Raw genomic sequence first — 20,092 nt, 5'->3', positions numbered from 1 at the left:
ATGATTTTATGAGTTACGGATAATTATGGAATTCAAACAACCTCCCTCTCAGCCTCTCTTCCTGGCCGATAACCTCGCACTGGATTTTATTAACAGTGAATATGGGACAGGTGATGAGCGGCATGATTGTTTTGAAGACAATCTCAGCGTCATCGACTGGCTGGAAACGGCGGGCCTTGTGCCGAAAGGCACTGAAGCACCCGATGACTTACTGGTTGAAGCCCGTCAGCTGCGCGATGCCGCCAGAGCAGTGGTCCACGCCGCGATGAAATCCGTTGCGGCTAACCTGACGGTGATTAACAGGGTGCTGCAAGCAGGACGTCCTGAGATCGGGCTGCAATGGGATGAAAATACACAGCGATACCGTGTTGATGTCTGTTCCAACGCGCATAGCTCTGCAGGCCTGCTCTGGCCCGTTGCTGATGCCCTGGTGAAACTGGTCACGGATGACAAGTTCGAATACGTGAGACAGTGTGAAGCACATAACTGTATTTTGCTTTTCCAGGATTTGAGCAAATCGCATCGCCGCCGCTGGTGCAGTATGGCGACGTGCGGTAATCGCATGAAAGTGGCGGCCTACCGCAACAGAAAGGGTTCATAGCAATGCTGGTCACTTGGTCTTTGTCAGGTGACACGTTCAGGCTGGCCGTCCCCATCTCATTAACCCATCAGGTCAAAAAGAGTGTTGACGCGCACTTGACCGAGGAGAACGATCGTTCTACCATTAACCTATGAACAAAAATACGACTGATACCCGAGAAAAAATTCTCGCGACCGCTGAACAGCTCATTTATCAGAACGGTATTCATGCCACCGGTATGGATCTTCTGGTAAAGACTTCAGGTGTGGCGCGCAAAAGTATTTATCGCTATTTCGCCAACAAAGACGAAGTGGCGGCAGCAGCGCTGAACGCACGGGATGTACGCTGGATGGAATGGTTCAGGACTGAGTGCGACAAAGCGGATACGCCGCAGGAACGCATCCTGAATATGTTCATCGTGCTCAAAGGATGGTTTGAGTCAGAGGGCTATCGCGGGTGCGCATTCATCAACACCGCGGGGGAAGTGGGTGACAGTGCCGATCCCGTTCGCCAGATTGCCAGACTGCATAAACAAAAAATCCTGGACTATGCCCTTGAACTTACCGGACAGCTGAATATTGAGCACTCCTCAGCACTGGCAAGGCAGTTGCTGTTATTGATTGAAGGTGCCATCACCATGTCACGTGTTATGGGCGATTACAGCGCCGCAGATGATGCCAAAGATATTGCTCAGCTATTACTGAAACAGGTCTCATAACAGAGACCTGAATTCCAGAGATAAAATACTCACTGAATATCCAGTATTACTGGAGGCTTTGACACATATGTGATTAATTTAATTGCACACTGTGCTATGAAATATTAACACCCTGCATCTACTTCTATTATCGTTAATTCAAAGTTAACGATAGATATCGTATTCTGTTTTTCCTACCCCTTACTCCCACCACTATTCAACCTCTCGAAAAAAACCTTATTATTCATTAACTTAAAAAAACCTCTTGAGAGGTTTTTTTATTATTTAACTATTTTTATAAAGACTATCTTGACGAGGTAGAACGATCGTTCTACCATCAATTCATAGACACAACGCCCCCTCTGAAAATGAATGCCAGTGCTAATAGACAATGCTGAACCATCAAATAACAGTGGAGGAATTTATGTCTGAGTTTCGTAAAGCAGGATCATACCGATCCCCCCAAATTTACAGGAGTCTTTACCATGTCTGATGCACAAATCCGTCCACCGCTTCCGCCGTTTACCCTTGAATCAGCGATTGAAAAAGTAAGGCTTGCTGAAGATGGCTGGAACAGCCGCGATGCTGAAAAGGTCTCGCTGGCCTATTCTCTGGATACCAAATGGCGTAACCGCGCAGAATTTGCCAATAATCGCGAAGAAGCCAAAGGATTCCTTGAGCGCAAATGGAAAAAGGAACTTGAGTACCGTCTTATTAAAGAATTATGGGCATTTGGCGGCAACCGCATTGCAGTCAGATATGCCTACGAGTGGCGCGATGATTCAGGTAACTGGTTCCGTTCTTACGGCAACGAGAACTGGGAATTCGGCGAAGATGGTCTGATGCAACGTCGTTTCGCGTGTATCAATGATATGCCCATCAAGGAAAGCGAGCGCAAGTACCACTGGCCGCTGGGGCGTCGTCCGGACGATCATCCAGGGTTATCGGAACTGGGCCTGTAACGTCCCGGTTTATTTCGCCAAGCCCGGCTACTGTTCTGGTCGGGCGCTTATTTTTTCCTGCAACAATATGATTTTCAAAATGTAAATAATGCCCTGGGCTTATAAAGTAGTGATAAGCCTGACGTTGGTGAACTTGAGCAGACGTTGAGAGATGCTGAGTGGTGCCGATAATAGGAGTCGAACCTACGACCTTCGCATTACGAATGCGCTGCTCTACCAACTGAGCTATATCGGCTTTCAGGAGAGGTACTACGGTGTAAAAGGGTAAGAAAAAGCGCCCACCTCGTCAACCCCTCACCTTTTAGTCGTTGATTTTTACACCAACCCGCCTTTAGACCCTACAAATAAAAGGGCTATCATCGCCTTTCTTCACATTTTGCGGCTACTTGCCCACGCCGGAGAGGCCATCTCCCCCGTTTCCCTCCAGGATCGGCTATCTTGAAGTTTTACATTTCAAAATAAAGCCCCGCCAGAACAGGTCGATACTAATTCTAATCGGAACACAGAAATGCCTGAGAGAGTGGGTAAATAATGCATAAATTTTTTGTCACCGATGATATATCCGGCACGGATCTGGAGCCGAAAAGAACGGCGACCTTTATCAAACGTGCCCTGCTGCTGATGGTTGCCCTGCTGTCAGGGCTATTTCTCATCGCCATCATCGCGCTGCTGACGATTGTGCAAAACATCAATCAGGACAGCGATAAGCACAGTGCCATGCTGCTGGAAAAGGCGATCCATAACCGCGTCGATACGCTCACCACCCATGTCAAAGACTACGCCTGGTGGGGCGAAGCCTACCAGCATCTTCATCCCAGCGTGGATACTGACTGGGCGTACACCCGGCAAAACATGGGTGCCACGCTGTGGCGCGATTTTGAGTACGAAGGGCTGTTCGTCGTGGACGGCAGCGGGCAGACCCGTTACAGCGTGATCGACGGCAAGCTGGTGACAGGCTCGCTGCAAACCTGGCTGGGAGACGATCCTCTGCCCGAGCTGCTGCAGAAAATAGCCCAACCGGACGCCATGCCGGTGTCCAGTACAGTGGTGATGAAGGACGGCCATCCGGCGCTGGTGGCGGCAGCGCGCATCACCACGGGTGACGACATGAGTATCCCTGTGGCTCCTGGCCCGGCCTCCGCGCTGGTCTTTGTTGACGTGCTGGACGCCCGTAAGCTCAGCGCGCTGGGTGAAGAGTACGGTATCGCCCAGACCCGCGTGCAGCACAAGGGTGCCGCGAAACTGGCAGGGCGACGCGGGGTGGCAACCCTTCCCATTGATGGCCAGCAAATCACCTTTGAATGGAAAAGCGAGAACCCTGGTCGGGAACTGCTGCGCTATATCCTGCCGCTGTTGATCCTGCTGGCGCTCTGCACCGCGATCCCCGGCCTGATGCTGGGACGCAACGCGCTCAAAAAGGCGCGGATGTATGATGAAAATACTTATCTGCTGGCCCAGAACCGTCTGGCGCTCACCGCCAGCGAACGCCGTTTTCGTGACGTCGCCGAGGCGACCACGGACTGGATCTGGGAGACCGATCCCGAGCTGCGTTTTACCTGGCTTTCCGAGCGTTTTCCCGGCATTACCGGGCACAGCATATCAGCCTGGATCGGCCGCCCGCTGAGCGAGTTAATGTCCGCTGAAAACCAGTCGCTGGCGGAGTGGATCACCCTCCCCGGCCAGACGGGTCATCGCCGCCTGCTGCACTGCCGCTATCTCTCCGCGATGGGCCACCAGCGCTACTGCCATATTGCGATCAAACCGGTTATCACCCCGGAAGGGATAACCGGCTACCGGGGCACCGCCACGGATGTCACGCTGGAGGTCGAAGCTCAGGCGCGCGTGGAGTATCTCTCCCGCCACGACGAGCTGACCGGGCTGCCCAACCGGGTGCGGATGCGCGAGTTTCTGGAGGGCAAACTGCGGGCGCAGCCGACGCAGATGCACCCGCTGGCGATGCTTAGCCTCGATCTCGATAAGTTTAAACCGGTCAACGATCTGTTCGGTCACGGCGCCGGCGATATCGTGCTGCATGAGGCCTCGGCCAGGCTCCGGCACTGTATCCGCGATTACGATCTGGTGGCGCGCCAGGGCGGAGACGAGTTTATTCTGGTTATCTCCGACATTCATGATCGGCGGTACATTGATACCCTGTGTGAACGTATTATTGCCGAGTTGACCCGCCCCTTCCTGATCAACGGGAATGAGATCGTGATCGGGGCCAGCATCGGAATCGCGATGGCGCCGCACGATGCCGTCGATGCGGGCGAACTCCTGCGCTTCTCGGACATCGCGCTGTACAAAGCCAAAAGCACCGGGCGCAACAAGTGGGTGTTCTATATGCCCGAAATGGCTGAGCAGATGGTGCAGCGCCGGGAGATGGAAGAGAGCCTGCGCGACGGCATTAAAAAAGAGCAGTTCCGTCTGGTCTACCAGCCGCGTTACGGCCATGACCTGTCGCGGATCATCGCCGTGGAGGCGTTAATCCGCTGGGATCACCCAGAGCTTGGCCTGATCATGCCGGATCAGTTTATTTCGCTGGCCGAAGAGACCGGGCTGATCATTCCGCTCAGCGACTGGGTGCTGAAGACCGCCTGTCGGGATGCACAGCAGTCTCTGCACGGTCTCTCGGTCTCGGTGAATATCTCTGCCGTCGAGTTCCAGTCCTGGCAGGTAGTGGATCGTATTAAGGATGCGCTGCAGATCTCACAGTTAGACCCGGCCCGGCTGGAGATCGAAATCACCGAAAACGCCACCCTGTGGAACCCGGAAAACAGCCTCGAAATCATGCTGGCGCTGAAGAAGCTGGGCGTGAAGCTGCTGATGGATGATTTCGGGACCGGCTACTCCTCCCTGAGCTATCTGCGCAATTTCCCGTTCGATGGCATCAAGCTGGATAAGTCCTTTATCGACGGCATGCCGGATAGCGACAGCGCCAACACCATCGTTGAAAACATTATCGGCCTGGGTAAAGCATTCTCGCTGAGTATTACCGCTGAAGGGGTAGAGACCGAAGGCCAGCTGCAGAAGCTGATGATGATGAAGTGCGATGAAACGCAGGGCTATTTAATCAGCAGGCCACTCAGCCTGACGGCGTTGCAGGAGCAAATTGCCACGCTGGACTCGGCGGCACAGGAACGTATCGAACAGAATTCACAGGGATAGCGCGGGCAGCAGTTGCCGCCCGCACGGGGATTACGCCCGAATGGTATCGTCGCCGAAGCCGACCCACTTGTAGGTGGTTAAGGCTTCCAGCCCCATCGGGCCGCGCGCGTGCAGCTTCTGGGTGCTGACCGCCACTTCGGCGCCGAGGCCAAACTGGCCGCCGTCGGTAAAGCGGGTGGAGGCGTTGACGTAGACGGCAGACGAGTCCACTTCGTTCACAAAGCGGTTAGCGTTGCTCAGGGTACGGGTGAGGATCGCGTCCGAGTGCTGAGTGCCGTGGGCGCGAATGTGGGCGATGGCGTCGTCCAGATCGGCAACCACTTTCACGTTCAGATCCAGCGACAAAAACTCGTCGTCATACTGCTCTGCTTTCACTTCCTCAACCTTCGCCGGGCCCGCTTTCAGCAGCGTCAGCGCATTGGCATCGGCGTGCAGGGTGACGCCGCTCTGCGCCATCTGCTGGCTCAATGCAGGCAGGAAGCGTTCGGCGATATGCTGATGCACCAGCAGCGTCTCCACCGTGTTACAGGTGCTCGGACGCTGGGTTTTGGCGTTGACGATGATCTTCAGGGCCGGTTCGATCTCAGCAGTCTCATCGACAAAAATATGGCATACGCCGATACCGCCGGTGATCACCGGGATGGTCGACTGCTCGCGGCACAGCTTGTGCAGCCCTGCCCCGCCACGCGGGATCAGCATGTCGATGTATTTGTCCATCCGCAGCATCTCGTTGACCAGGGCACGATCCGGGCTTTCAATCGCCTGTACCGCACCGGCCGGCAGGCCGCACTCTTCCAGCGCCTGCTGGATCACTTTTACCGTTGCAGCGTTGGTACGCCAGGTCTCTTTCCCGCCGCGCAGAATGGCAGCGTTACCGGTTTTCAGGCACAGAGAAGCGACATCAAGGGTGACGTTAGGTCGTGCTTCGTAGATCACGCCAATTACGCCGAGCGGCACGCGGCGACGTTCAATGCGCAGACCGCTGTCCAGCAGCCCGCCGTCAATCACCTGCCCAACCGGATCGGCCAGGCTGCATACCTGACGCACATCGTCGGCAATGCTTTTCAGGCGCGCGGGGTTTAAGGCCAGGCGATCGAGCATCGCCTCGCTCAGGCCGTTGTCGCGCGCTTCGGCTAAATCCTGTTCGTTGGCACGTAAAATCTCTGCGGATTGTGATTCCAGATACTCTGCGATTTTTTCCAGCACGCGGTTTTTCTCGCGGCTGGAAAGGAGCGCCAGTTTGTACGAGGCGGCTTTGGCAGCGGCGCCCATTTGTTCCAGCATGTCCTGCTCCTTAACGGGTGATCATATCGTCGCGATGGACAGCAACCGGGCCATACTCATAGCCGAGAATGGCATCGATCTGCTGTGAATGGTGGCCTGCAATACGGCGCAGCGCGTCGCTGTTGTAGCGGCACACGCCGTGGGCAATGTCGCGCCCTTCCAGATTACAGATACGGATCACTTCACCACGGGAGAAGTTGCCTGTCACGTTTTTAATTCCTTTTGGAAGCAATGAGCTGCCTCGTTCCAGAATCGCGGCGGTGGCACCTTCATCAACGGTGATCTCCCCGGCAGGCGGCGCGCCGAAAATCCAACGTTTGCGGTTTTCCAGCGGGGTGGCTTCGGCGTGGAAACGGGTTCCAACCGAAATGCCTTCCATCACATCGCCAATCACGCCCGGACGGCTGCCGGCGGCGATGATGGTGTCGATACCCGCCCGGCACGCCACGTCGGCGGCCTGCAGTTTGGTGCCCATCCCGCCGGTGCCAAGGCCAGAGACGCTGTCGCCCGCAATGGCACGCAGCGCATCGTCGATGCCTTTCACATCGGTGATCAGCTCGGCCTGCGGGTTGGTGCGTGGGTCAGCGGTGAACAGCCCCTGTTGATCGGTGAGCAGCAGCAGCTTATCCGCACCCGCCAGAATGGCGGCCAGCGCCGAGAGGTTATCGTTGTCGCCAACCTTAATTTCGGCGGTGGCGACCGCGTCGTTCTCGTTAATGACCGGCACGATGTTGTTATCCAGCAGCGCGCGCAGGGTATCGCGGGCATTGAGGAAACGCTCGCGGTCTTCCATATCGGCGCGGGTCAGCAGCATCTGCCCGACGTGGATACCATAGATAGAGAACAGCTGTTCCCAGAGTTGAATCAGTCGGCTTTGTCCGACGGCAGCCAGCAGCTGCTTGGAGGCAATGGTGGCCGGGAGTTCGGGGTAGCCCAGATGTTCACGCCCGGCGGCAATCGCCCCGGAGGTCACAATCACAATACGGTGCCCTGCGGCATGCAGCTGTGCGCACTGGCGCACCAGTTCGACAATGTGGGCGCGATTAAGGCGGCGCGATCCGCCTGTTAATACACTGGTGCCGAGTTTTACCACCAGCGTCTGGCTGTCACTCATGATTCTCTGCCGTTTAATAATAAGGGAAATGATATCAATCAGACTTTTTATCAGGACTGGGGCCCGTTGCCAACCGCCATAACACGCAGGCTGGCACTTTGTTGCGCGGGATCAGGAAGCGTAGCGGCAAACGTTGACACTTTTATTACTGAAATAAAAAAATACGCTTTTTTAAACTTATTCTGTATTTGTCATAAAACGTTCATTTCAGAACGTTAAAACCCTTCCTGTTTTTTCACGGAACATAAGCTTGAGCTGACTGTTCAGCGAATATTAGCGCGTTTATAAGAAACCAGGATTGAAAATGAAAAAGAGTACTCTGGCATTAGTGGTCATGGGCGTTGTAGCAACTTCATCTGTACAGGCAGCCGAAGTATTTAATAAAAACGGCAATAAACTGGACGTGTACGGTAAAGTAAAAGCCATGCATTATCTCAGCGATGATGATGCCAAAGATGGTGACCAGACTTATGTGCGTTTCGGCTTTAAAGGCGAAACCCAGATTAACGAACAGCTGACCGGTTATGGCCGTTGGGAAGCTGAATTCTCCGGCAATAAAGCCGAAAGCGACGCGACACAAAAAACCCGTCTGGCCTTCGCCGGTATCAAGCTGAAAGACTTCGGTTCATTCGACTACGGTCGTAACCTCGGCGCCCTGTACGACGTCGAAGCCTGGACCGATATGTTCCCGGAATTCGGCGGTGACTCCTCCGCGCAGACCGACAACTTCATGACCAAACGCGCCAGCGGCCTGGCTACCTACCGTAATACCGACTTCTTCGGTGCCATTGATGGTCTGGACCTGACCCTGCAATATCAGGGTAAAAACGAAGGCCGTGAAGCGAAGAAACAGAACGGTGACGGTTTCGGTACGGCGCTGACCTATGATTTCGGCGGCAGCGACTTCGCCATCAGCGGCGCCTACACCAACTCTGACCGCACCAATGCCCAGAACCTGCTGGCACGTGGTGAAGGTGAAAAAGCCGAAGCCTGGGGCACCGGTCTGAAATATGACGCCAACAACATTTACCTGGCGACCATGTATACCGAAACGCGCAATATGACGCCAATCTCCGGTGGCTTCGCCAATAAAGCACAGAACTTCGAAGCGGTTGCTCAATATCAATTTGACTTTGGTCTGCGCCCTTCCCTGGGTTATGTCCAGTCTAAAGGCAAGGATATTGAAGGCATCGGTGATGAAGATATCGTGAAATATATCGACGTCGGCGCGACCTACTATTTCAACAAAAATATGTCCGCGTTTGTTGATTATAAAATCAACCAGATTGATGACGACAATAAACTGGGCGTGAGCAGCGATGATATCGTGGCCCTGGGCATGACCTACCAGTTCTGATTGAGCGAAATAAAAAACCCGGCGCTGGATGGCCGGGTTTTTTTATTGTCTGCTTTTTACGCCGGACGTTAAGCGGTCAGCTTCACCGGTTCGTTGGTGAAATCATCCGCAGGCTCGAGTTTCAGATCGAACGTCGCCAGCAGCGCGCGGGCTTTCTCATGGAATTCACGCAGGGTGTGCTCCAGGCGCTGAACCACTTCAGGATCCTTAATCGCCGTCGCCTGCCAGTGACCGTCTTTATCGAACAGGCCAAACTGGTAGTTATAGGTGAAGCGTGACGCTTCGGCTTCCATTTCCATCCACCATCCCCAGAATTCGCGCTTTTCCGGCGATGGCTTTACGTTAACGCAAACGGCCAGACAGTCGAAAAAAAAGCGATTCTCTTCGCACTGCTCTTCGCGGATGTAGGGGCCAAGAGCCATAAACTTCTTGATCATTCTACTTTTGGGATGTCCACTCGGTAACGTCATTGCGATCTCCTTTTATGAAGCCACTGTTGTACCAAAACACCAAAAATTAGCAATCTCTTAACTCAATCTCTGATGGATCCAGCGCGCTATCTGTTGCAGTGCCTTGTCAAAATTCTGATACACAGGATTGAACGGCACCTCCAGCAGCTTGCCATCGACAGATGACGAGGTGATTAAGCGGGACTCCTCTTCCGGGCTGAAGGGATCGTTTTTCCAGAAGCCAGAGAGCATCGGCGTCGGACAACGACGGCCCAGTAAGCCCTGGGTTTTCAGGGAGTAGCGATTGAGTTCCACGCGCAGCGCCTCGTCGGAGGCATCGTGCATGCCGAGGCTACTGGCCAGCACGTCGAGGTACATTTCCGGCACGCTGCCCTGCCGCGCAGGTTCGCTTAACAGCGCATGCACCACCGGCCCCAGACAGGCCACCGCTTTCAGGCGTGAGGATTCCAGATAGGCCAGACGCACGGCGACGTTAGCGCCAAAGCGGAAGCCAAACGCCGCCACCCGGGTATGATCCACCCACGGATTCTGCTCCAGCGCCTTGAGGGCATGCTGGTGGAGCAAACTGGAATCCTGAGTCAGTTTCCACTTGGACGAGAAGCCGATTGACGGCATGTCGAGGGTCAGCATCGCCAGCCCTTTCGGGGCTAAGTAGCGCTCATACAGGCTGTAGTAATCGGTTTGCAACGAGTCGAGGCCGCCGCACATCATCACCGTCGGGAAGGGGCCGTCGCCTGCGGGCATATGCAGGAAGCCGGTCACCGCCGGGCCGCCAGGGATGGTAAAGGTGAGTTCGCGCATCTGACCCGGCAGATGCTGGGCCGCTTCCTGGTAGGCGCGGTTCGCCAGCGCCTGCGCCTGCTCGGCCAGTTCGTCGCCTTTCAGGTGCGGGTAAGCCGCAATGCTGTAGAGGTTACAGGCATGCAGCCAGTGCTTGCCGCTTAGCAAGGGATCTTCTTCCTGGCTCGCCTTTTGCTGCCAGATCATCGCCTGGGTTGCCCATTCGTAAATCCAGTTGCCACCGCGATAGCCTACCACCGTGTCGTACAGATCGTCGTCGGTACGTTCGGCCTGACTCATCACGATACGCGCCTGCACATCCAGAATTTCACGAGGATCGATGCCGCGCCAGATCCACATCAGACGGTTAACCATGCGATACCAGTGCGGGATGTTTTTGCCATCCAGCGCCGATTGCACTGACGGTTGTACGCCACTGTTGAAGCGACGAACCAGCGTCGAGGTTTCCGGGTGTTTGAATTTGGGCTTGAAGAGAATTTCGCTGAGATTCGCCTGGGACATTGCGCGCTGCCTCTTAAGATACGTCAGAGGGCATCATTGTAACGCGACAAGGGCGAAAAAAATAACGCCCGGCATCACCGGGCGTTAAAAATGTATGGATTAGCGGCCTGAAATAGGTGGGACGAATACTACGCCCATATCCCATGGCTGCTCGATCCAGGTATCCTGCGGGATATCAATCACATAATCGTCAACCAGCGGCTGACCGGCTGGCTTAGCGAAGATGGTAACGAAATGGGCTTTTGGATACATTTCGCGAATGGCGACTGCTGTACCGCCGGTATCAACCAGATCGTCAATCACGATGAAACCTTCACCATCGCCTTCAGCGCGTTTCAGCACTTTCAGCTCACGCTGGTTGTCGTGGTCGTAGCTGGAGATGCACACGGTATCGACATGGCGAATACCCAGCTCACGTGCCAGCAATGCCCCCGGTACCAGGCCACCGCGGCTAACCGCGATGATGCCTTTCCACTGCTCAGATGGCATCAGGCGTGCAGCCAGTTTACGTGCATGAATCTGCAACATGTCCCAGGTGACGATGTATTTTTCGCTCATGTGAATTGTCCCAGCCTGTTTATATACGGCTTAAAAAGTGTTCGAGGGGGAAAATGGTTGCGCGAGATTATAGAGATCTGAAGCACTAAAAACCAGTGCTAAGCGGCCCGGCCCGGAGTTTTTACTTGCTAACCCCTACCAGCCGACAGAGAAAGTGGTATTCTCGAACCCACCTCGCAAGTCTGACTTGTGGTAACTCTAAACCTGCTAACCCCGTGACCTGCAACATTGTCTGCAGGCCATCGACAAGGAGACTTACTGTGTCTGAACTGTCTCAGTTATCGCCACAACCGCTGTGGGATATTTTTGCCAAAATCTGCTCCATTCCTCACCCGTCTTATCACGAAGAACAGCTTGCCGAACACATCATGGGCTGGGCGAAGGAAAAAGGGCTGCACGCCGAACGCGACCAGGTTGGCAACATTCTGATCCGTAAACCTGCCACCGCCGGGATGGAAAACCGTAAACCGGTTGTGCTCCAGGCGCACCTGGACATGGTTCCACAGAAGAACAACGACACCGTTCACGATTTCACCAAAGATCCGATTCAGCCGTACATCGACGGCGAGTGGATCAAAGCCCGCGGCACCACTCTGGGTGCCGATAACGGTATCGGTATGGCCTCTGCGCTGGCGGTACTGGCAGACGATCGCGTTGAGCATGGTCCGCTGGAAGTGCTGCTGACCATGACCGAAGAAGCCGGGATGGATGGCGCCTTTGGTCTGCAGGCGAATTGGCTGCAGGCGGATATCCTGATCAATACCGATTCCGAAGAGGAAGGCGAAATCTACATGGGTTGCGCGGGCGGTATCGACTTTATCTCCACCCTGCCGCTGACTCGTGAAGCGATCCCGACAGGCTTCCAGACCTTCAAGCTGACGCTGAAAGGGCTGAAAGGCGGCCACTCCGGCGGTGACATTCACTTAGGGTTAGGCAATGCCAACAAGCTGCTGGCCCGCTTCCTGGCCGGTCATGCTGCCGAATTGGATCTGCGTCTGGTGGATTTCAACGGCGGTACGCTGCGTAACGCGATCCCGCGTGAAGCCTTTGCCACCGTGGCCGTTGCCGCAGACAAAGCCGATGCGCTGAAAAAGCTCTCCACCGTCTATCTGGATATCCTGAAAAACGAACTGGAAGCGAAAGAGAAGAACCTGACCGTGGTGCTGGAAGCGGTTACGACGGATAAAGCTGCGCTGACTGAACAGTCCCGCGACCGCTTTGTTCAGCTGCTGAACGCTACGCCAAACGGCGTGATCCGCAACTCTGACGTGGCGAAAGGCGTGGTAGAAACCTCCCTGAACGTCGGCGTGGTGACCATGGCTGACGACAGCGCAGAGATTATCTGCCTGATCCGCTCCCTGATCGACAGCGGGAAAGAGTACGTGGTGAGCATGCTGGAATCTCTGGGCAAACTGTCTGGCGCGCAAACCGTCGCCAAAGGCAGCTACCCGGGCTGGCAGCCAGATGCGAGTTCACCGGTGATGGCGCTGGTGCGTGAAACCTATCAGCGTCTGTTCAACAGCACGCCGAACATTCAGGTGATCCACGCGGGTCTGGAGTGTGGTCTGTTCAAGAAACCGTACCCGGATATGGATATGGTTTCCATCGGGCCGACCATTACCGGTCCTCACTCTCCGGATGAGCAGGTGCATATCGAAAGCGTGGGCCATTACTGGACCCTGCTGACCGAACTGCTGAAAGCGATCCCGGCGAAGTAATCCCCTCACCCCAGCCCTCTCCCACAGGGAGAGGGAGAAATACCCAGGCCCGGTAAGCGTCAGCGCCACCGGGCTTTTTTACAGCCCCAGCACTAACTGCCGCTCCAGCTGCGGATCCAGCAGCGTGACATGCAACCCCACCAGCCGTACTCCCCGCCCTGCCCGACGCTCTTCCCAGGTTTTCTTCGCGGTGGCAATCAAATCCTCTTTGTTCAGCCGCGGCCAGACGTGCTCCTGGGTGGTTTGCTGAAAATCGTTGAACTTGAGTTTTACCCCCTGGCGGGCAATCAGCAGATCCGGTTTGACCTTCGCCAGCCGCCGCTCCAGCTCAGGATAGAGCTGCCCGACGATAATGGCTTCGCAGTCTGCCCAGTCATGAATATCCTCCGCCAGGGTGCGTTCCACCCCCACCGATTTACGCAGCCGCTCGCTGTTAACATTGCGCTCATCAATGCCCTGGCTCCGCTCCCACAGCACCCGGCCAAACTTACCGAAGCGCTTTAACAGCATCCCCAGATCGCTGTTCTGCACATCTTCACAGGTGCGCAGCCCCAGGTTCTCCAGCTTTGCCGCAGAGACTTTCCCTACGCCGGGGATCTTGCCCAGCGGCAGCGTTTTGATAAACGCCGGCACTTCGTCAGGGGTGATCACATACTGGCCGTTGGGCTTATTGAGATCCGAGGCGATTTTGGCGAGAAATTTAACCGGCGCGACGCCCGCCGAGGCGGTGAGCTGCAGTTCATCAAAAATCGTCTGACGGATCTCCTGGGCCATCAACGTGGCGGAGCCGTGACAGTGAAGGCTGTCGGTGACATCCAGATAGGCTTCGTCCAGCGACAGGGGTTCGATCAGGGAAGTGTAGCGGGAGAAGATCTCACGAATATGGTGGGACGCTTCTTTGTAGGCCTCGAAACGGCCTGGTAACAAGGTGAGGTGCGGGCAGAGTTTTAACGCCATCGCGGTCGGCATGGCGCTGCGCACGCCAAATTTACGTGCCGGGTAGTTCGCGGTACTGATCACTCCGCGCTGCACACGACTACCGCCAATGGCAATGGGGATATCCCGTAGCGCCGGATTATCCCGCATTTCCACCGCAGCAAAAAAACAGTCCATATCGACATGGATTATTTTGCGCATCATCTTCACCACACCTGTAATTATGCACAGTATAACAAAGTGCAAAAAATGCGTCAGCAGATTTACTGTCGCACTTCTGTCATTAAACCGTGGTACAAGGATAAGCCATTGGGCATTTACAACTCATTGAATTACATGATTTAAAATGGAAAATTATTCATGAAAAAGATGATTATCGCTTCACTTCTGCTAACGACCTCCGCCTGGGCCAGCCCACAAATTATCGCTCACCGCGGGGGAACCGCCGATGCGCCGGAGAATACGCTTCCGGCCATCCAGCTTGCGCTGGAAAACCGCGCTCAGGCGATCTGGGTCACCGTGCAGCTCAGCCGTGACGGCGTGCCCGTTCTCTATCGCCCGAGCGATCTCAGCGCGTTAACCGCAGCAAAGGGCAACGTCTCTCAGTACACCCAGGCCGAGCTGGCGACCTTTGATGCCGGTGCAAAATGGAAAGAAAAGGTCGCCGGAACCACCATTCCGACCTTGAAAGCGGTACTGGAACGCTGGCCTGACGTACACTTTTACATCGATATTAAATCCCCCGACGCCGATCCGGCTGAGATGGGCAAACAGCTGCTTGGCGTGCTGAAAGAGACCAACAGCCTGGCGCGTGTTCGCGTCTATTCCACAGAGGATCGCTATCTGGATGCTCTGCCTGCAGAGGTGCCGCGCTTTGTCACCCGGAGTGAAACCCGCACCCGGCTGGCGAATATCTCCCTGAACCACGTTTGCCAGACCCCGGCAAAGAAAATGGATGCGTACTGGTACGGGCTGGAGCTGAATCGCAAGGTGGAAGTGGTGGAGAAATTCACACTGGGGGATGGTATCTCCCCGGCTACCCTGACATGGGATAAGGAGGCGATGGACTGTTTCCGCTCACAGGGGAATGCCCATGTGATCCTGCTTGGTGTTAACTCCGCTGAGGATTATCAGAAAGCCCAAACGTTGGGGGCCGATGGGGTGATGGTGGATTCTCCGGCCCAGGCCAGAGCGTGGGTTAAGTAAAAAAAACAGGCCGCTGTTGCGGCCTGTTTCGTTCAGAGGATTCGGTTTTGCTGGCGCTGTGCTTCGCGTTCCATGCGCTTTTTACGCGCGTCGCACGGCTCCGGGCAGTCGCAGACTTTCTCCATCCCCAGCGAAGAGATGCCGCCGCAGCTGCCCTGAATGCTTTTACGCTTAATCAGCCAGCCGAGCGACATGCCAAATATCACCAGCACAAAGATCGCGAAGGTCAGCAGGAAGGTCACCATCATCAGCCTCCAAAATCATCCAGCATGATGTTCTCATCTTCCACGCCGAGATCCTGCAGCATTTTGATCACCGCGGCGTTCATCATTGGCGGCCCGCACATGTAGAACTCGCAGTCTTCCGGAGCAGCGTGGTGTTTGAGGTAATTTTCATACAGCACGTTATGAATGAACCCGGTGTAACCGGTCCAGTTATCTTCCGGCAGCGGATCGGACAGCGCAATGTGGAAGCTGAAGTTTGGGTTATCCCGCGCCAGCTGTTCAAACTCCTCCTGATAGAACATCTCCCGCAGCGAGCGGGCGCCGTACCAGAAGCTGATCTTACGTTTGCTACCCAGACGCTTAAGCTGATCAAAGATGTGCGAGCGCATCGGCGCCATCCCGGCCCCCCCACCGATGAATACCATTTCGGCATCGGTCTCTTTGGCAAAGAACTCACCAAACGGACCGGAGATAGTTACCTTATCGCCCGCTCTCAGCGACCAGATATAGGATGACATGATCCCCGGCGGTGCATCCGGTACGCCTGGCGGCGGCGTGGCGATACGCACGTTGAGCATGATGATGCCCTTCTCGTCCGGGTAGTTGGCCATGGAGTAGGCGCGCAGCGTCGGCTCCTTAACCTCAGAGACAAAGCGGAACAGGTTGAATTTATCCCAGTCGCCGCGGTACTCATCCGGCACGTCAAAGTCTTTATAGGCGACGGTATGCTCCGGGCATTCGATCTGAATGTAGCCACCCGCGCGGAACGGCACGTCTTCGCCATCGGGCACCCGCAGCTTCAGCTCTTTAATGAAGGTGGCTTTGTTATCGTTGGAGATAACCTCACACTGCCACTTTTTCACGCCGAAGATCTCCTCCGGCAGCTCAATCTTCATGTTCTGACGCACCGCCACCTGGCAGGCCAGACGACAACCCTCTTTCGCCTCACGCTTGCTGATGTGCGACAGTTCGGTCGGCAGGATATCGCCGCCCCCCTCTTTGACCGTGACCCGGCATTGCCCGCAGGAGCCACCGCCGCCGCAGGCAGAAGAGATAAAAATGCCATTGCCGGAGAGCGTATTCAGCAGCTTGTCACCCGCAGGGGTGCGGATCTGCTTATCCGCCTCATCGTTAATCTCAATGATCACATCGCCGGAATTCACCAGCTTTGACCGCGCCACCAGAATCAGCCCCGAGAGCACCAGCACGATCAGCGTAAACATCACCACGCCAAGAATAATTTCCATACAGTTTGCCCTTACAGCTGCACACCGGAGAAGGACATAAAGCCCAGCGCCATCAGACCGGTGGTGATAAAGGTGATCCCTAAGCCGCGCAACCCGGCCGGCACGTTGGCATACTTCATTTTTTCACGCAGGCCCGCCATCGTCACGATAGCCAGCATCCAGCCAATGCCGGAGCCGAAGCCGTAGACCACCGACTCGCTAAAGTTGTAATCACGTTGCACCATGAACGACACGCCGCCGAAAATGGCGCAGTTCACGGCAATCAGCGGCAGGAAGATGCCCAGCGCGGTGTAGAGTGACGGGAAGTATTTATCGAGGATCATCTCGAGGATTTGCACCAGCGCCGCGATCACCCCAATGAAGGTGATGAAGTTGAGGAAGCTCAGATCAACGCCATCCACCAGCGCGCTGTCGCGCAGCACCAGGTTAAAGACCAGGTTGTTGATCGGCACCGACAGCCCCAGCACCACCGTAACGGCAACGCCCAGGCCGAAGGCGGTCGACACCTTTTTGGACACGGCGAGGAACGTACACATGCCGAGGAAAAACGCGAGCGCCATGTTTTCAACAAACACCGCCCGCACAAACAAACTCAGGTCATGAGCCATTGTCGGTTACTCCTTTTCCTGCTGCTCAGGGCGCCAGGTTCTCACCGCCCAGATCAGCAAACCGATAATGAAGAACGCGCTGGGGGCCAGCAGGAACAGGCCGTTCGGCAGATACCAGCCGCCGTTTTGCACGGTATCGAACACGGTGATACCAAACAGTTTGCCGCTGCCGATCAGCTCGCGCAGGAAACCGACCGTCAGCAGGATCACGCCGTAGCCAAGACCGTTGCCGATGCCATCCATAAAGCTCGCCAGCGGCGGCATCTTCATGGCGTAGGCTTCTGCCCGCCCCATCACGATGCAGTTGGTGATAATAAGGCCGACAAACACCGACAGCTGTTTTGAGGTTTCGTAGGCAAAGGCCCGCAGCAGCTGATCCACCACGATCACTAGCGAGGCGATGATCGCCATCTGCACGATAATGCGCACGCTGTTGGGGATGTGGTGGCGGATCATCGAGATGAACATGCTGGAAAACGCCGTCACCAGAGTTACCGCCAGGGTCATCACCACCGCGGTTTCCAGCTTGGTGGTCACCGCCAGCGCCGAACAGACCCCCAGGACCTGCAGGGTAATCGGGTTGTTGGCGATCAGCGGCCCGATAAGAACCCGTTTAACTTCTTTCAGTTCGCCCGCATCAGCCATTGTTCAGCTCTCCTTCACGTACCTTTTTAAGAAAGGGTCCAAAGCCCAGCTCACCCATCCAGAAATCAAAGCTGTGCTGAACGCCGTTTGAGGTCAGCGTGGCACCAGAGAGGCCATCGACAGCGTACTCATCCCCCGGACGTGCGGCCCCTTTCATCACTTTCAGCGCCGGTTGACCGTTATCATCCAGCACCTTTTTGCCGACAAACTGCGCCCGCCAGGCCGGATTCTCTACTTCGCCACCCAGCCCCGGGGTTTCGCCCTGGTCGTAATAAGTGATGCCTTTAACCGTGCGGCCATCAGTATTGAGGGCGACGAAGGCATACATCATCGACCACAATCCGTTGCCGTACACCGGCAGAACCAGCTCCTGGACGCGTTGTTGCTCATCCCGCACCAGGTAGATCTCCGCCGTGTTGCTGCGACGCTTGATGCCAGCCGGATCCTGACTGGCCTCCAGCACGGTGCTGCGCTGTGGATCTTTCAGCGCCTGCGCCTGGTTGTAGCTGGACGGATCGCTCTCAAGCAGCTCGCCTGTATTGAGATCCACCAGACGCGGGGTGATGCGTTCGGCAAAGGTCTGCGCCACATCTTCGGCGCTCATTTCGCCCTGCATCAGGCCGGCCACCGCCAGAATGTTACGTTGCTTATCGAGGGCGCGTTGTTCCTGCTGACGGGACTTAAGCCCTACCGCAGAGCCCGCCACCACGATGGAGCAGACCAGGCACAACACGATGACCACCATCAGCGTCTTGCCGATGCTGTCATTATTTTTTATCTCAGCCACGCGCCTTCCTCCGTTTGATGTTGGCCCGCACTACCAGGTAATCGAACAGCGGCGCAAACAGGTTGGCGAACAGGATCGCCAGCATCATCCCTTCCGGGTAGGCCGGGTTCACGACGCGGATCAGTACACACATCACACCGATCAGCGCCCCGTACCACCATTTGCCTTTATCGGTAAAGGAGGCTGACACCGGGTCGGTGGCCATAAACATCATGCCGAAGGCGAAACCGCCCAGCACCAGATGCCAGTACCACGGCATGGCGAACATCGGGTTAGTCGTCGAGCCGATCAGATTAAACAGCGTTGCGGTGAGGATCATGCCGAGCATGACGCCAGCCACGATGCGCCAGGAGGCGACGCGGCCAAACAGAATGATGGCACCACCAATCAGGATCATCAGCGTGGAGACTTCGCCTATCGAGCCCGGAATGGTACCGATAAAGGCATCGAACCAGCTGACCGGTTGCCCGGTGGCGTTGTTGACCAGCGCCTCGCCGCCGTGGGCGGCCCACTGCGACAGCGGCGTCGCACCGGAGAAACCATCCGCCGCCGTCCAGACCAGATCGCCGGAGATTTGCGCCGGGTAGGCAAAGAACAGGAACGCACGTCCGGCAAGGGCCGGGTTGAGGAAGTTACGCCCGGTACCGCCGAAGATCTCCTTCGCCATCACCACGCCAAAGCTGATGCCCATCGCCGCCTGCCACAGCGGCAGCGTTGGCGGGACAATCAGGGCAAACAGAATGGAGGTGACAAAGAAGCCTTCGTTGATCTCGTGCTTACGGATAATCGCGAACAGCACTTCCCAGAAGCCGCCGACCAGGAAGACCGTCAGGTAGATGGGCAGGAAATAGACCGCCCCCAGGGTCATCATGCTGATCCAACCGGCATCAGGGGTAAAGCTGACCCCCAGCATCTGCGCCACCCGGTAGTGCCAGTCCCCCGCGATAATCTGCGGCAGCTGCTGGGCATCATAAAGATGCGTCAGCGCCGGGATAGTCTGCAGGCCGACGTTGTACATGCCCCAGAACATCGCCGGGAACACCGCGAACCAGACGAGGATCATCATGCGCTTGAGGTCGATGGCGTCGCGCACGTGCGCGGCCCCTTTGGTGACCTGGCCAGGCGTATAGAACAGCGTCGCGGTCGCTTCAAACAGCGGGTAGTACTTTTCCAGCTTGCCGCCGTGGGTAAAGTGCGGCTCCAGCTTCTCAATGAGATGTTTCAGGCCCATC

General features: G+C 55.9%; 19 protein-coding genes and 1 tRNA gene. 7 read left to right on the top strand and 13 right to left on the bottom strand.

Annotated elements, in window-relative coordinates; genetic code table 11:
* Window positions 1-25 precede the first annotated feature (25 nt).
* The 3 genes from SOM40_RS04380 (at window position 26) to SOM40_RS04370 (ending at window position 2,239) form a co-directional block, all read left to right on the top strand.
* Window positions 26-601: a CGNR zinc finger domain-containing protein gene (locus tag SOM40_RS04380; RefSeq protein ID WP_320530593.1), complete on the top strand. Its 576-nt coding sequence runs from the start codon at window positions 26-28 to the stop codon at window positions 599-601.
* Between the two features lie 130 nt (window positions 602-731).
* Window positions 732-1,298 (top strand): TetR/AcrR family transcriptional regulator, encoded by a 567-nt coding sequence (locus SOM40_RS04375; protein WP_320530592.1) that lies wholly within the window; start codon window positions 732-734, stop codon window positions 1,296-1,298.
* Between the two features lie 464 nt (window positions 1,299-1,762).
* Window positions 1,763-2,239 carry a nuclear transport factor 2 family protein gene (locus tag SOM40_RS04370; RefSeq protein ID WP_106992061.1) on the top strand — a complete coding sequence of 159 codons (477 nt, stop codon included), beginning with the start codon at window positions 1,763-1,765 and terminating at the stop codon, window positions 2,237-2,239.
* Between the two features lie 159 nt (window positions 2,240-2,398).
* Here the strand turns inward: SOM40_RS04370 and SOM40_RS04365 are convergent.
* Window positions 2,399-2,474: transfer RNA gene (locus SOM40_RS04365), tRNA-Thr, on the bottom strand.
* Window positions 2,475-2,770: 296 nt separating this feature from the next.
* Between SOM40_RS04365 and SOM40_RS04360 the strand changes: the two genes are divergently transcribed.
* The gene (locus SOM40_RS04360; protein ID WP_320530591.1) at window positions 2,771-5,404 is read left to right on the top strand and encodes a bifunctional diguanylate cyclase/phosphodiesterase; all 2,634 of its coding nucleotides are present in this window, start codon (window positions 2,771-2,773) and stop codon (window positions 5,402-5,404) included.
* A 30-nt stretch (window positions 5,405-5,434) separates the two neighbouring features.
* Here the strand turns inward: SOM40_RS04360 and proA are convergent, their stop codons facing one another.
* The gene (proA, locus tag SOM40_RS04355) at window positions 5,435-6,688 is read right to left on the bottom strand and encodes a glutamate-5-semialdehyde dehydrogenase (protein ID WP_320530590.1); all 1,254 of its coding nucleotides are present in this window, start codon (window positions 6,686-6,688) and stop codon (window positions 5,435-5,437) included.
* A gap of 10 nt (window positions 6,689-6,698) precedes the next feature.
* Window positions 6,699-7,802 (bottom strand): glutamate 5-kinase, encoded by a 1,104-nt coding sequence (proB, locus tag SOM40_RS04350; protein WP_032616689.1) that lies wholly within the window; start codon window positions 7,800-7,802, stop codon window positions 6,699-6,701.
* A 304-nt stretch (window positions 7,803-8,106) separates the two neighbouring features.
* On the opposite strand from proB, the gene phoE reads away from it, so the two are divergent.
* Complete coding sequence (phoE, locus tag SOM40_RS04345; protein ID WP_106995992.1) at window positions 8,107-9,159, top strand: phosphoporin PhoE; 1,053 nt, start codon at window positions 8,107-8,109, stop codon at window positions 9,157-9,159.
* 68 nt (window positions 9,160-9,227) lie between these two features.
* Here the strand turns inward: phoE and crl are convergent, their stop codons facing one another.
* The 3 genes from crl to gpt form a co-directional block, all read right to left on the bottom strand.
* Window positions 9,228-9,629 (bottom strand): sigma factor-binding protein Crl, encoded by a 402-nt coding sequence (crl, locus tag SOM40_RS04340; protein ID WP_106995993.1) that lies wholly within the window; start codon window positions 9,627-9,629, stop codon window positions 9,228-9,230.
* Window positions 9,630-9,686: 57 nt separating this feature from the next.
* On the bottom strand, window positions 9,687-10,931 hold the full coding sequence (frsA, locus tag SOM40_RS04335) for an esterase FrsA (protein WP_261641714.1): 1,245 nt from the start codon (window positions 10,929-10,931) through the stop codon (window positions 9,687-9,689).
* 99 nt (window positions 10,932-11,030) lie between these two features.
* Entirely contained in the window at window positions 11,031-11,489 is a 459-nt protein-coding gene (gene gpt, locus SOM40_RS04330; protein ID WP_106995995.1) for a xanthine phosphoribosyltransferase, read from the bottom strand.
* 260 nt (window positions 11,490-11,749) lie between these two features.
* Between gpt and pepD the strand changes: the two genes are divergently transcribed.
* Complete coding sequence (pepD, locus tag SOM40_RS04325) at window positions 11,750-13,207, top strand: cytosol nonspecific dipeptidase (protein WP_106995996.1); 1,458 nt, start codon at window positions 11,750-11,752, stop codon at window positions 13,205-13,207.
* A 78-nt stretch (window positions 13,208-13,285) separates the two neighbouring features.
* Here the strand turns inward: pepD and dinB are convergent, their stop codons facing one another.
* Entirely contained in the window at window positions 13,286-14,344 is a 1,059-nt protein-coding gene (dinB, locus tag SOM40_RS04320) for a DNA polymerase IV (protein ID WP_261643815.1), read from the bottom strand.
* A gap of 159 nt (window positions 14,345-14,503) precedes the next feature.
* On the opposite strand from dinB, the gene SOM40_RS04315 reads away from it, so the two are divergent.
* A complete protein-coding gene (locus SOM40_RS04315) occupies window positions 14,504-15,349 on the top strand; it encodes a glycerophosphodiester phosphodiesterase family protein (RefSeq protein WP_106995997.1) in 846 nt (281 codons plus the stop codon).
* A 32-nt stretch (window positions 15,350-15,381) separates the two neighbouring features.
* Here the strand turns inward: SOM40_RS04315 and nqrM are convergent, their stop codons facing one another.
* Genes nqrM through SOM40_RS04285 form a run of 6 tightly spaced genes read right to left on the bottom strand, consistent with a single transcriptional unit; the run spans window position 15,382 to window position 20,091 of the window.
* Complete coding sequence (gene nqrM / locus SOM40_RS04310; protein ID WP_166181652.1) at window positions 15,382-15,597, bottom strand: (Na+)-NQR maturation NqrM; 216 nt, start codon at window positions 15,595-15,597, stop codon at window positions 15,382-15,384.
* On the bottom strand, window positions 15,597-16,820 hold the full coding sequence (nqrF, locus tag SOM40_RS04305; RefSeq protein ID WP_106995999.1) for an NADH:ubiquinone reductase (Na(+)-transporting) subunit F: 1,224 nt from the start codon (window positions 16,818-16,820) through the stop codon (window positions 15,597-15,599). Before nqrF ends, nqrM begins: the two co-directional genes overlap by 1 nt.
* An 11-nt stretch (window positions 16,821-16,831) precedes the next feature.
* Window positions 16,832-17,428: an NADH:ubiquinone reductase (Na(+)-transporting) subunit E gene (gene nqrE, locus SOM40_RS04300; protein WP_320530589.1), complete on the bottom strand. Its 597-nt coding sequence runs from the start codon at window positions 17,426-17,428 to the stop codon at window positions 16,832-16,834.
* A gap of 6 nt (window positions 17,429-17,434) precedes the next feature.
* Window positions 17,435-18,073: an NADH:ubiquinone reductase (Na(+)-transporting) subunit D gene (locus tag SOM40_RS04295; RefSeq protein ID WP_320530588.1), complete on the bottom strand. Its 639-nt coding sequence runs from the start codon at window positions 18,071-18,073 to the stop codon at window positions 17,435-17,437.
* On the bottom strand, window positions 18,066-18,860 hold the full coding sequence (locus SOM40_RS04290; RefSeq protein WP_106996002.1) for a Na(+)-translocating NADH-quinone reductase subunit C: 795 nt from the start codon (window positions 18,858-18,860) through the stop codon (window positions 18,066-18,068). The genes SOM40_RS04295 and SOM40_RS04290 overlap by 8 nt, the downstream gene beginning before the upstream one ends.
* The gene (locus SOM40_RS04285) at window positions 18,853-20,091 is read right to left on the bottom strand and encodes an NADH:ubiquinone reductase (Na(+)-transporting) subunit B (protein WP_106996003.1); all 1,239 of its coding nucleotides are present in this window, start codon (window positions 20,089-20,091) and stop codon (window positions 18,853-18,855) included. Before SOM40_RS04285 ends, SOM40_RS04290 begins: the two co-directional genes overlap by 8 nt.
* Window position 20,092 lies beyond the last annotated feature (1 nt).

Origin of the sequence: Leclercia sp. CFBP8987 (genome assembly GCF_034044995.2) — a bacterium.
Lineage (GTDB): Bacteria > Pseudomonadota > Gammaproteobacteria > Enterobacterales > Enterobacteriaceae > Enterobacter > Enterobacter tamurae.
Note: the sequence above shows the minus strand (reverse complement) of the source record. Positions and strands in the feature narration are given on the sequence as shown.